Origin of the sequence: Curtobacterium flaccumfaciens UCD-AKU (genome assembly GCF_000349565.1) — a bacterium.
Taxonomy (GTDB): Bacteria; Actinomycetota; Actinomycetes; order Actinomycetales; family Microbacteriaceae; genus Curtobacterium; species Curtobacterium poinsettiae.
Map to the genome: position 1 here is coordinate 1 of NZ_APJN01000003.1, position 11,109 is coordinate 11,109.

The 11,109-nt window shown below is 71.0% G+C and carries 13 protein-coding genes; 6 read left to right on the forward strand and 7 right to left on the reverse strand.

The annotated features are described in order from the left end of the window. Nucleotides 1-51: 51 nt before the first annotated feature. The 7 genes from H489_RS20070 to H489_RS36490 form a co-directional block, all read right to left on the reverse strand. On the reverse strand, nt 52-225 hold the full coding sequence (locus H489_RS20070; protein ID WP_017885408.1) for a CsbD family protein: 174 nt from the start codon (nt 223-225) through the stop codon (nt 52-54). A gap of 83 nt (nt 226-308) precedes the next feature. Continuing rightward, complete coding sequence (locus H489_RS20075) at nt 309-872, reverse strand: hypothetical protein (RefSeq protein WP_017885409.1); 564 nt, start codon at nt 870-872, stop codon at nt 309-311. Next, a complete protein-coding gene (locus tag H489_RS20080) occupies nt 869-1,444 on the reverse strand; it encodes a DUF6286 domain-containing protein (RefSeq protein ID WP_017885410.1) in 576 nt (191 codons plus the stop codon). The genes H489_RS20075 and H489_RS20080 overlap by 4 nt, the downstream gene beginning before the upstream one ends. A gap of 9 nt (nt 1,445-1,453) precedes the next feature. After that, the gene (locus H489_RS20085; RefSeq protein ID WP_017885411.1) at nt 1,454-1,768 is read right to left on the reverse strand and encodes a hypothetical protein; all 315 of its coding nucleotides are present in this window, start codon (nt 1,766-1,768) and stop codon (nt 1,454-1,456) included. After that, a complete protein-coding gene (locus tag H489_RS20090) occupies nt 1,765-1,956 on the reverse strand; it encodes a DUF2273 domain-containing protein (RefSeq protein WP_017885412.1) in 192 nt (63 codons plus the stop codon). The genes H489_RS20085 and H489_RS20090 overlap by 4 nt, the downstream gene beginning before the upstream one ends. Continuing rightward, nucleotides 1,953-2,411, reverse strand: coding sequence for an Asp23/Gls24 family envelope stress response protein (locus H489_RS20095; RefSeq protein ID WP_017885413.1), 459 nt, complete (start codon nt 2,409-2,411; stop codon nt 1,953-1,955). Before H489_RS20095 ends, H489_RS20090 begins: the two co-directional genes overlap by 4 nt. 161 nt (nt 2,412-2,572) lie before the next feature. After that, nucleotides 2,573-3,799, reverse strand: coding sequence for a helix-turn-helix domain-containing protein (locus tag H489_RS36490; RefSeq protein WP_017885414.1), 1,227 nt, complete (start codon nt 3,797-3,799; stop codon nt 2,573-2,575). A gap of 82 nt (nt 3,800-3,881) precedes the next feature. On the opposite strand from H489_RS36490, the gene H489_RS20105 reads away from it, so the two are divergent. From H489_RS20105 to H489_RS20130, 6 genes are all read left to right on the forward strand, one after another. Then, nucleotides 3,882-4,172, forward strand: a complete 291-nt coding sequence (locus H489_RS20105) for a metal-sensitive transcriptional regulator (protein ID WP_027466001.1) — start codon at nt 3,882-3,884, stop codon at nt 4,170-4,172. Between the two features lie 33 nt (nt 4,173-4,205). Then, nucleotides 4,206-4,424, forward strand: coding sequence for a heavy-metal-associated domain-containing protein (locus H489_RS20110; RefSeq protein ID WP_017885416.1), 219 nt, complete (start codon nt 4,206-4,208; stop codon nt 4,422-4,424). Beyond that, nucleotides 4,421-6,652, forward strand: coding sequence for a heavy metal translocating P-type ATPase (locus H489_RS20115; protein WP_017885417.1), 2,232 nt, complete (start codon nt 4,421-4,423; stop codon nt 6,650-6,652). Before H489_RS20110 ends, H489_RS20115 begins: the two co-directional genes overlap by 4 nt. A 237-nt stretch (nt 6,653-6,889) precedes the next feature. Continuing rightward, nucleotides 6,890-8,611 (forward strand): glucose-6-phosphate isomerase, encoded by a 1,722-nt coding sequence (gene pgi / locus H489_RS20120; protein WP_017885418.1) that lies wholly within the window; start codon nt 6,890-6,892, stop codon nt 8,609-8,611. A gap of 238 nt (nt 8,612-8,849) precedes the next feature. Then, nucleotides 8,850-9,386, forward strand: coding sequence for a hypothetical protein (locus tag H489_RS20125; protein WP_139179692.1), 537 nt, complete (start codon nt 8,850-8,852; stop codon nt 9,384-9,386). Between the two features lie 155 nt (nt 9,387-9,541). Continuing rightward, entirely contained in the window at nt 9,542-10,999 is a 1,458-nt protein-coding gene (locus H489_RS20130) for a sugar porter family MFS transporter (RefSeq protein WP_017885420.1), read from the forward strand. Nucleotides 11,000-11,109 lie beyond the last annotated feature (110 nt).

Consider the following 11,109-nt stretch of genomic DNA (forward strand, 5'->3'; position numbering starts at 1 on the left):
CGACCGCGTCGGGGCACCCGTTCGACGGGTGCCCCGACGCGGTCGTGCGACCTACTTCTTGAAGACGTCCTTGACGTCCTCGCCGGTCTGCTTCGCGCTCGCAGCGGTCTGGTCCTTCTTGCCTTCGGCGACCTTGGCGTCGTCGTTGGTCAGGTTGCCGACGGCTTCCTTCGCCTTGCCGGCGAGGTCCTGAGCGGCGTTCTTGATCTTGTCGTCGAGTCCCATGACGGGTCCTTTCGTGGGTGGGCGTGTGCCCGGTGGTGTGGAGGTGGGCCGGGAGGCCCGGGGGTGCGTCCGGCTGACGGGTGTCAGTGGACGCGGGTCGCCTTCGCGAGCGCGGAGCGGGTACCGCCGGTCAGGTGCACGAGCACCGGGACCGGACGGCCGAGGGTGCGGTCGAGGACCGCGACGGCTCGGTCGACGGCGTCGAGCACGGTGACGGCGTCCCCGCCGCGGCGGACCGCGACACGGATCCGTGCGGCGCGCTGCCGGCGGACGAGGTAGGTGTCGACGCGGGAGCCGACCACGTCGCGGACACCCGCGAGTTCGTGTTCGACGACGTCCCGGACGAGTGCGACGTTGATGGTGACCGCGTCGTCGCCCGAGCGTTCCCGGACGGCGACGGACGTGCCGCCACCACCGCGGGTGGACGCCCACACGAGTGACAGGACGACCACGAGGGCCGCGGCCCCGGCGACGATCCACAGCGCGGACGCGGGCACGTCGAGGCTGCGGGGGAGGTCGACGTACGGCTTGAGCGCATCCTGGACGGCGGGCAGGACACCCGCGCCCATCGCGATCCCGACGACGACGGCGACCAGGCCGAGGACGAACAGGATGATCCGGTTGAGGGTCCGGTTGCTCTTGGTCATGCGAGGGTTCCCTTCTCCTCGACCCGGACGCGGACGCGTCGGCCGAAACGCTCGTCGAGGCCGCTCAGGCGCTCCACGACGGCGGCGCGGACGGTCGCCTCGTCGACCGGCACACCGGTGACGGGGACGATGCGGACCTCGGTGGAACGGCCGCGGGCGGTGGCGGAGGCGTTCCCCTCGGGGACGCCGGCCGCCATGCCGGCGGCGTTCGCCGCGGTGGAGGCGACGATGCGGGAGTCGATGACGACCGCACCACGCTCGTGCTCGACGACCGATCGGTGCTGGCGACCGGGCTTGAGGGCCAGGACGACCAGCACGACGCCGAGGAAGACGAGCACACCGGCGATGACCTCGACGATGGTGACGAACGCGGCGTCCGGGCGGAGCGCCGTGTCGACCACGGTCTGGGGGTCGGCGACCAGCGGTGGGCGTCCGATGGCGCTGAGCACCGACTCGGTGCCGATCCAGGCGGCCACCAGGGCGAGCACCACGAGGGCCACCGCCACTGCTGTGGAGCGGGAGCGGTGCACGCTCCGACGACGGATGCGTCGTTCGACGGAACCGTTGCTCATGATGGCCTCCTAGCGGGCGCGGGACTCGTGCTCGCGCACGATCCCGGTGAGTTCGATGTGGGCACTGCCGACGCGGCGCCCGGTCAGGTCGCTCACGCGGCCCTTGACCTGGTCAGCGATCCGGATCGACCCGGAGACGATGTCGTCGCTCGCGGCGATCGGCCCGGTGATGTCGAGGGACAGTGCTCCCGACGCGTCGCCGAGGCCGACGCGCACCCGCTTGGCGGGGGCGCCGAGCCCTTCGGCTGCGACGGCCCGCGCCAGCGAGGTGAGCGCGCGTGCGGTGATCTCGACGCGGCCCGGGACGTCCGGGCCGGCGTTCACCGGGAGCTCCGGCGTCCGGTCAGCACGTCGGTCAGGGCGCCGCGGTCGATGCGACCGGTGGCGAGGGCGGCCACGAGGGCCCCGATCGCACCGAACACGATCACGAGCACGAAGCCCCAGAACCCGAACTGCAGTGCCACGACGGCGAGGACTGCGCCGATGAGGGCGCCGATCAGCGTGTTGCTCATGCGACTCGCGCTTCCTTCTTCTCGTCGTCGTTGTCGTCGTCGTCACCCGGGATGTAGACGTCCTGGACGGTCACGTTGACCTCGGCGACCTCCATGCCGACGATCTGCTCGAGGGCACGGGCCACACCGGTGCGGACACCGTCGGCGACCTGCTGGAGCGACACCGGGTACTCGGCGACGATCACGATGTCCGCGGCGACCTGCTTCTCGCCGACCTCCACCTTGACGCCCTGACCGAAGTCGCGCTGGCCGATCGCGTCGCGGATGGCGCCGATGGCACGGGCTGCGCCGTTGCCGAGGGAGTGCACGCCGTTGACCTCGCGGGCGGCGATGCCGGCGACCTTCGACACGACGGTGTCGTCGATGACGGTCTTGCCGGTGACGCCGCTGGTGCCGGCGTGCGAGGTGGCACGGGTCGCCGTGGTGGCCGGGGTGGGGGTGGTGGTGTCAGCCATGGTTCATTCCTTCCGTTGACCCGCCGGGCGTTCCCAGCGGTTGCTGTTCACGGATGAGACGGGCTGTGGAAGAGATTCGTCACACACGACTTCTCGGATTCGGGAAAAATCCAGGGATCCCCGGAAATCCGGGGATCTGCGTGTACCCCCGGGGCGTTCCGTCAGGCCGTTTCGCCGATTCCGGCCGCGTCGTTGCGTTCGGCAGCGGCCCGCATGGCGCGGACACAGGCCATCGGGGACTCGCCGCGCTCCTCGCGGAAGAGCTGCTGCAACCGACGGGGGAGCACCCCTGCGGCGGCTGCGATGTCGTCGAGCGTGAGCGGGTCGTCGAGGTGCTGTTCGATGTAGGACACCGCACGACGGACACGCCACGACGCCCTGCCGGCCTCCGGCTGCGCCGCGAGTGCCGCGCGCTTCGTGGTGGCCGGGTCCTCGCCGAACCGTTCGCGGTAGGTCTCGGCGAACCGGCCGGGGTTCGTGAAGCCCCACCGCCGGGCGATCACGGCGATCCCCGACGACACGAGCGGGCAGTCCGCTGCAGTCGCGCCGCCGCGGTCCGCGCGCAGGAGCTCTTCCCGCACCCGGTCCAGGCGGTGGTCGCGGAGGAACCGGTGCGGAGTGGTGTCGAGCGTCCGGGCGAAGACGTCCTGCAGTCCACGCTGGCTGAGCCCGCAGGCGGCGGCGATGGTGGGGATCGAGGGGCGTTCGGCGGCGTGCAGTTCGATGAACCGGACGGCGTCACGCAGCCGGTTCGCCACGGGGACGTCGTCGCCGCGGTTGCGGATGGGGAACGTGTCGAGGATGACGACGGCCAGCCGACGGTTCAGCGCGGTCCGCATCGGGCCGAGCACGCGGTCGTCGACCAGTGCCGGGCCGAGTTCGCGGATGAGGTGCCGGAGCGGTTCACGCCGGGCGATGACCTCGTCCTGCTGGTCGAACAGCAGCGGACCGTCCGGCAGCCGGTAGCCGAGGTCGCGGCCGACGCTCCGCAGGAAGCGGTCGGACACGTGCACGCCGTTGTAGACGGTGCCGTCGGACTCGAACCGGTACGCCTCGGACGCCGAGGCGATGTACGGGCTGCCCGGCTCGACGACGCGGGTGCGGTCGGCGAAGTGCATCTCGAGCCGGCCCTTGGTCAGCCAGAACACCACGTGGTCGTCCCGCACACCGATGACCCCGCCGCGTCGCCCGCCCTCGGCACGCATGGTGCGGAGTGACAGGTCGTCGTCGCCGACGACCGTGTACTCGTACCGGGTGTCGTCGGTGGCGAAGGTCTCCGAGGCGAAGTCCGAGCCGCCGTACTCCGCGGCGAAGATCTCGGAGTAGTCGGAACCCTCACCGTCGGAGAACCGCAGCCGGCGGAATCCGTTCGTCGTCGAGGGGTCCATGCGCCGATCATGCCACCAGTTGCACCGGACAAGGAAAGGAATACCCTAGGGGGGTACCGTATTGAGAACGGTGGAGGCGGACATGCACGAACACGTCGGGTACATCGGCGACAAGGACGACCTGCTCAAGCGACTCCGTCGCGCCGAGGGGCAGGTGCGCGGGATCGCGCGGATGGTCGAGGACGAGACGTACTGCATCGACGTCCTGACCCAGATATCCGCGGCGAACCGGGCGCTCGAACGCGTCGCGCTGTCGTTGCTCGAAGACCACCTGGCGCACTGCGTCGCCGAGGCCGTCGCCGAGGGCGGGGACGCCGCCGACGAGAAGGTGCGCGAGGCCAGCCAGGCGATCGCCCGGCTCGTCCGCTCCTGACCCCTGACGATCGATCAACCAGAAGGAGACACCATGACCACCGAGACGCTGCTCGTCGAGGGCATGACCTGCGAACACTGCGTGATGAGCGTCACCGAGGAACTCTCCGAGGTCGACGGGGTGACGGGCGTCGACGTCCGACTCGTCCCCGGCGGCTCGTCCGAGGTCACCGTCAGCTCCGCGGCGCCGGTCGATGCGGACGCCCTGCACGCCGCGGTGGCCGAGGCAGGCTACGAGGTCGCGCGCTCGTGACGGACCGCACCGTCGAACTCGACATCACCGGGATGACCTGCGCCTCGTGCGCGAACCGCATCGAGCGAAAGCTCGGCAAGCTGCCCGGCGTCACCGCCACCGTGAACTACGCCACCGAGAAGGCGCAGGTGCAGGTCGCGGCCGACGGTACCGCCGACCCCCAGTCGCTGATCGCCGCCGTGGAGTCGGCCGGTTACGGCGCCACGGTGCCGGCACCGCCCGCTGCCGCCGACGCCGAGCCCACGGCCGACCAGGACCGGGCGGAACCGCTGCGACGACGCCTGGTCGTGTCCGCCGTGCTCGCGGTGCCCGTCGTGGTGCTCTCGATGGTGCCGGCCCTGCAGTTCCCGAACTGGCAGTGGCTCGCCCTGACGCTCGCGGCACCCGTCGCGGTCTGGGGAGCGCTCCCGTTCCACCGTGCCGCGTGGGTGAACGCACGCCACGGTGCCGCCACCATGGACACCCTGGTGAGCGTCGGGGTCCTCGCCGCGTTCGGGTGGTCGCTGTACGCCCTGTTCCTCGGGGACGCCGGCACGACCGGCATGCACATGACGTTCTCGTGGTTCGCCACCAATCCCGAGGCCGCCGACCTGTACCTCGAGGTCGCGACCGCCGTGACGGTGTTCATCCTCGCCGGCCGGTACATGGAGGCCCGTGCGAAGACGCAGTCCGGTGCCGCACTCCGGGCGCTGCTCGAACTCGGTGCGAAGGACGCCGCGGTCCTGCGCGACGGTGCCGAACACCGCGTGCCGACCTCGTCCCTCGTCGTCGGCGACGTCGTCGTCGTGCGACCCGGCGAGCGAATCCCGAGCGACGGCCTGGTGCAGGACGGCTCCTCGGCCGTCGACCGCAGCATGCTCACCGGCGAGTCCGTGCCGGTCGAGGTCGGACCGGGCGACCGGGTCACCGGCGCCACGATCAACGTCGGCGGCCGACTCGTCGTCGCCGTCACCCGCATCGGTGCCGACACCGAGCTCGCCCGCATGGGGCGCCTGGTCGAGGACGCCCAGACCGGCAAGGCCGAGGTCCAGCGCCTGGCCGACCGCGTGTCCGGCGTCTTCGTGCCGATCGTCATCGCGCTCGCCGTGTTGGCCTTCGTCGGCTGGCTCGTGCTCGGCGGCTCGGTCACGGCGGCCTTCACCGCCGCCGTCGCCACCCTGATCATCGCGTGCCCGTGCGCCCTCGGGCTCGCCACGCCCACCGCGCTGCTGGTCGGCACCGGTCGGGGCTCGCAGCTCGGGATCCTGATCGGCGGCCCGCAAGTGCTCGAGCGCACGCGCGGCGTCGACACCGTCGTGCTCGACAAGACCGGCACCGTCACCACCGGGTCGATGACCCTGCGGTCCGTGACCGTCGTCGACGAGACCGAGGACGCCGTGCTCCGGCTCGCCGCCGCTGTCGAGGACGGCTCGGAGCACCCCGTCGCCCGCGCCGTGACCACCGCGGCCCGCGCCCGGGCCACCGACCTGCCCGCGGCCGAGCAGTTCACCGCCGCCGCCGGTGCCGGGGTGCAGGCCGTCGTGGACGGTGACGTCGTCCTGGTCGGCACGACCCGCTGGCTCGCCGACGCATGGTCGATCACCCTGCCGCCGGTGCTCGCCGACGCCGTGGACGGCGCCGAGGCCGACGGGGCCACCGCGGTCGTCGTCGCCCGGAACGGCAGCGCCCTGGGCGTGGTCGTCGTCGGCGACACCGTGAAGCCCGAGGCCGCCGACGCGATCACCCGCTTCCGCGCGCTCGGCCTGCGCCCGGTCCTGCTCACCGGCGACAACGACGGCGCAGCACGTGCCGTCGCCGCCCGGGTCGGCATCGACGAGGTGCACGCCCGCGCGACCCCGGCGTCGAAGCTCGAGACCGTCCGCCGGCTGCAGTCCGAGGGCCGGAGCGTCGCGATGGTCGGCGACGGCGTGAACGACGCCGCCGCGCTGGCAGCCGCAGACCTCGGCATCGCGATGGGCGCCGGCACCGACGCGGCCATCGCGGCGAGCGACATCACGGTCGTGAGCGGTCGGCTCACCGTGGTGGCCGACGCCGTCCGGCTGTCCCGCGCGACGCTCGGCGTCATCAAGGGCAACCTGTTCTGGGCGTTCGCGTACAACGTGGCGGCGATCCCGCTCGCGATGGCGGGGCTGCTGAACCCGGTGCTCGCGGGTGCGGCGATGGCGTTCTCGTCGGTCTTCGTCGTGACGAACAGCCTGCGCCTGCGCCGCTTCGCACCGCAGTCGTGAACCCGGCCACAGCCGTGAACCGGGCAGGCCGACCGCAGCCCTGAACCCGGCAAGCCGACCGCGGCGATGAACGCGACCGGCCGGGAGGCGTGACGCGCGCAGCGAACGCGAGCCGCGCCTCCCGTCCGACTGTGCGCACCACCTGCCGGAGCGCACTACGCTCGAAGACGGTCCGCGACGCAGCGCTGCGTGACCCGCGGGCTGTACGTCTCGAACGTGATCCCCAGGAGGACCGAAGTGACCGAATCCGCTCCCGTCGACCCCACATCGACCGAAGGCTGGAAGAAGCTCGACAGCATCGCTGCCGGCTTCACCCCGGACCTGCGAGGGTGGTTCGACAGCGACCCCGGTCGTGCCGAGCAGTACACCTTCCAAGCTGCCGACCTGACCGTCGACCTGTCCAAGGGCCTGGTGACCGACGAGGTCCTCGCCGCGCTGCTGCAGGTCGCCAAGGACACCGGCGTCGCCGAGCGCTTCCAGGCGATGCTCGCCGGTGAGCACATCAACGTCACCGAGGACCGCGCCGTGCTGCACACCGCGCTCCGTCGTCCGAAGGCGACCGAGGGCCTCGTGCCGGCCGCGCCCCTGACCGTCGACGGCCAGGACGTCGACGCCGACGTGCACGCCACGCTCGACAAGGTCTACGGCTTCGCCGAGCAGGTCCGCAGCGGCGCCTGGACCGGTGTCACCGGCAAGCGCATCGAGACCGTCGTCAACATCGGCATCGGTGGTTCGGACCTCGGCCCGGTCATGGTCTACGAGGCGCTCAAGCCCTACGTCCAGCCCGGCCTCGAGGCCCGCTTCGTGTCGAACATCGACCCGGCGGACATCTACGAGAAGACCGCGGACCTGGACCCCGAGACCACGCTCTTCATCGTCGCGTCGAAGACCTTCGGCACGCTCGAGACCCTGACGAACGCGCGCCTCGCCCGCCAGTGGCTGTGGCAGGAGCTCGGCCTGACCGACGCCGCCGACGACGAGAAGAAGAACGCCGTCGCCAAGCACTTCGTCGCCGTCTCCACCGCGCTCGACAAGGTCGAGGCGTTCGGCATCGACCCCGAGAACGCCTTCGGCTTCTGGGACTGGGTGGGCGGCCGCTACTCGGTCGACTCGGCCATCGGCACGAGCGTCGTCATCGCGATCGGCAAGGAGAACTGGGAGCAGTTCCTCGCCGGCTTCCACGCCATCGACGAGCACGTCCGCACCACGCCGCTCGAGCAGAACGTCCCCGTCCTGATGGGCCTGCTCAACGTCTGGTACACGAACTTCCTCGGTGCGCAGAGCCACGCGGTCCTGCCGTACACGCAGTACCTGCACCGCTTCGCCGCGTACCTGCAGCAGCTCACGATGGAGTCGAACGGCAAGCGCGTCCGCTGGGACGGCTCGCCCGTCACCACCGAGACCGGCGAGGTCTTCTGGGGTGAGCCCGGCACGAACGGCCAGCACGCGTTCTACCAGCTCATCCACCAGGGCACCCGCCTGATCCCGGCCGACTTCATCACGGTCGCCAACCCGGCCCGTCCGCTGCAGGACGAGACCGGCGACGGCAAGGGCGTCGCGCCCGGCACCGACGTGCACACGCTGTTCCTGGCGAACTTCTTCGCGCAGACCAAGGCGCTGGCGTTCGGCAAGAGCGCCGACGAGGTCCGCGCCGAGGGCACCACCGACGAAGGAATCGTCGCGGCCCGCACGTTCCCCGGCAACAAGCCGACCACGTCGATCATCGCGCCGGAGCTCACCCCGAGCGTGCTCGGCCAGCTCATCGCGCTGTACGAGCACATCGTGTTCACCGAGGGCACGATCTGGGGCATCGACTCGTTCGACCAGTGGGGTGTGGAGCTCGGCAAGCAGCTGGCGCTGCAGGTCACGCCGGCCGTCGAGGGCGACCAGGCCGCGCTCGACGCGCAGGACCCGTCGACCAAGGCGCTCATCGCGAAGTACCTGGAGCTGCGGAAGTAGCGCACGCCCCCACCTGACGGACAGGAGGCCCGTGGCGGATCCGCCACGGGCCTCCCGTCCGTCGTGTGCGTGCGCTGCGGCCGCGGGCCGGTCGCCGGGCCGGTTTCGCGCTCAGCGACACCTCATGCGCGCGCCGTCCCGTGCGGTGTCGCTCAGTGCGGAACGCGGCTGGTCGCGGTGCCCCGCCACCGCGACGGACGGTCCGCCGGTGTCGGTCGGAGCGGCTACGGTCGAGGGCATGGAGCGTTCGGAGATCCTCGCCGCGGCTGCCGCCGCGCACGCCGCCCGCATCGCAGCGGCGGGTGGTGACGACGCCGCGGCGCGTGAACGGGCCGACAGTGTCCGGCGCCGGGCCGACGGGCTCACCGACCGGTACGACACGGTCGAGGGCACGGACACCGAGTCCGACGCCCGTGACGCCGCCCGCCGTCGTGCGGGAGAGGCGGACCGCGCGGCCTCGCGCACCGAGGGCGTGCTGTCGGACTGGCACCGCATGGGCACCCGTCGTGGCGTCACCCCGGACGCGCAGGTCCGCACGGCCTGGACCGTGACCGGGGTCCCCGAGCGGGGTGACGCCCGTGCGCTGGCGAACGTGCTGCTCTCGACCGCGGGGCACGCGGGCCGCGTCGCCGACGCCGCTCGGCGCAACCCCGCCCTGTCCGGCGCCGCCAGTGCGGCCGCTCGACGCACCGTCCGCCGCTACACCGACCACGGTGCGGACATGGCGTCGTTGGGGGACGTCCTCGGCGACGGCCCCGTCGACGACGACCGCTGACGCTGCATCGCAGATTGGACCGCTCCCGTCCTCATCAGGTGTTCTGTGGACCGATCCAAACGACCTGACGACAGAATGTCCAATTGACAGGACATGGAATCGGGTTACGATCGGTCCACGCACTGACGCGCGATCACCGACGAAGGAGTCACCGAATGGTCGACATCAAACCGACAGCCCCGACTGTCGCACTGCCCCCGTTGGGGACCGGGCCGCACCGCCGACGTCTCGGCGTGCTGGCCCTCGTCGCCACGTTCGGCGGGTTGCTCTTCGGGTACGACACCGGCGTCATCAACGGCGCCCTGAACCCGATGAAGGCGGAGCTCGGCCTCACCAACTTCACCGAGGGTGTCGTCACGAGCTCGCTGCTGTTCGGCGCCGCGATCGGTGCCATGCTCGGCGGCCGCATCGCCGACGGCTGGGGTCGCCGCAAGACGATCATCCTGCTCGCCGTCACGTTCTTCGTCGGCACGCTGATCTGCGTGTTCGCGCCGACGTTCGAGGTCATCGTCATCGGTCGTGTGCTCCTCGGCCTCGCGGTCGGTGGCGCGTCGACTGTGGTGCCCGTCTTCCTCGCCGAACTGGCCCCGTACGAGATCCGCGGATCCCTGTCCGGCCGCAACGAGCTGATGATCGTCATCGGCCAGCTCGCGGCGTTCGTGGTCAACGCGGTCATCGGCAGCGTGTGGGGTGAGGGCAACGGGGTGTGGCGCGTCATGCTGGCCGTCTGCGCGCTCCCCGCGATCGCCCTCTTCGTCGGCATGCTCCGGGTGCCGGAGTCGCCGCGCTGGCTCGCGTCGAAGAACCGTTACGACGAAGCACTCTCCGTCCTCGAGCAGGTGCGGACCACCGACCGTGCCCGTGCCGAGCTCGACGACATCAAGCGGAGCAACGACATCGAGGCGAAGGTCGAGCGCGTCAGCGGGTGGCAGACGCTGCGCGGGAACAAGTGGCTCATCCGCATCGTGCTCATCGGCGCCGGACTCGGCGTCGCGCAGCAGCTCACCGGCATCAACTCGATCATGTACTACGGCCAGACCGTGCTCATCGAGTCCGGGTTCCAGGCATCGGCAGCCCTCATCGCGAACATCGCACCCGGTGTGATCGCCGTGGTCGGTGGCGTCATCGCCCTGTACAACATGGAGAAGATCAACCGCCGGACGACGCTGATCCTCGGGTTCACGCTGACGACGACCTGCCACTTCCTGATCGGCATCGCGTCGGTCGCACTGCCCGAGGGCAACCCCGCTCGTCCGTGGGTGATCCTGTTCCTGGTCGTCGCGTTCGTCGGCTCGATGCAGACCTTCCTCAACATCGCCGTGTGGGTCGTCCTGTCCGAGATCTTCCCGACCCAGATCCGCGCGCTCGGCATGGGCATCTCGGTGTTCTGCCTCTGGATCGCGAACGCGTTCCTCGGGCTGTACTTCCCGACCATCGTCGCCGCGACCGGCATCACCGGGACGTTCTTCGGCTTCGGGATCGTCGGGCTCCTCGCCCTGCTCTTCATCTGGAAGTTCGTGCCGGAGAGCCGCGGCCGCACCCTGGAAGAGGTCGAAGAGGGCGTCACCACCGGCAACATCTTCACCGTCCCCGTGAAGGCGTCGCGCCGCTAGGCCGCACCACGCTGCACCGAGTGCGCAGAAGACGTCGGGTCGCCCCAGGGCACCCGGCGTCTTCTGCTCATTCGGTGTGCGACGAAGCACGCAGACGGACGGGAGGCCCG

Bases quoted from the DNA above. Each gene is read 5' to 3' on its own strand.
- H489_RS20070 (WP_017885408.1), bottom strand. From the start codon at position 225: ATGGGACTCGACGACAAGATCAAGAACGCCGCTCAGGACCTCGCCGGC.
- H489_RS20075 (WP_017885409.1), bottom strand. From the start codon at position 872: ATGACCAAGAGCAACCGGACCCTCAACCGGATCATCCTGTTCGTCCTC.
- H489_RS20080 (WP_017885410.1), bottom strand. From the start codon at position 1,444: ATGAGCAACGGTTCCGTCGAACGACGCATCCGTCGTCGGAGCGTGCAC.
- H489_RS20090 (WP_017885412.1), bottom strand. From the start codon at position 1,956: ATGAGCAACACGCTGATCGGCGCCCTCATCGGCGCAGTCCTCGCCGTC.
- H489_RS20095 (WP_017885413.1), bottom strand. From the start codon at position 2,411: ATGGCTGACACCACCACCCCCACCCCGGCCACCACGGCGACCCGTGCC.
- H489_RS36490 (WP_017885414.1), bottom strand. From the start codon at position 3,799: ATGGACCCCTCGACGACGAACGGATTCCGCCGGCTGCGGTTCTCCGAC.
- H489_RS20105 (WP_027466001.1), top strand. From the start codon at position 3,882: ATGCACGAACACGTCGGGTACATCGGCGACAAGGACGACCTGCTCAAG.
- H489_RS20110 (WP_017885416.1), top strand. From the start codon at position 4,206: ATGACCACCGAGACGCTGCTCGTCGAGGGCATGACCTGCGAACACTGC.
- H489_RS20125 (WP_139179692.1), top strand. From the start codon at position 8,850: ATGGAGCGTTCGGAGATCCTCGCCGCGGCTGCCGCCGCGCACGCCGCC.
- H489_RS20130 (WP_017885420.1), top strand. From the start codon at position 9,542: ATGGTCGACATCAAACCGACAGCCCCGACTGTCGCACTGCCCCCGTTG.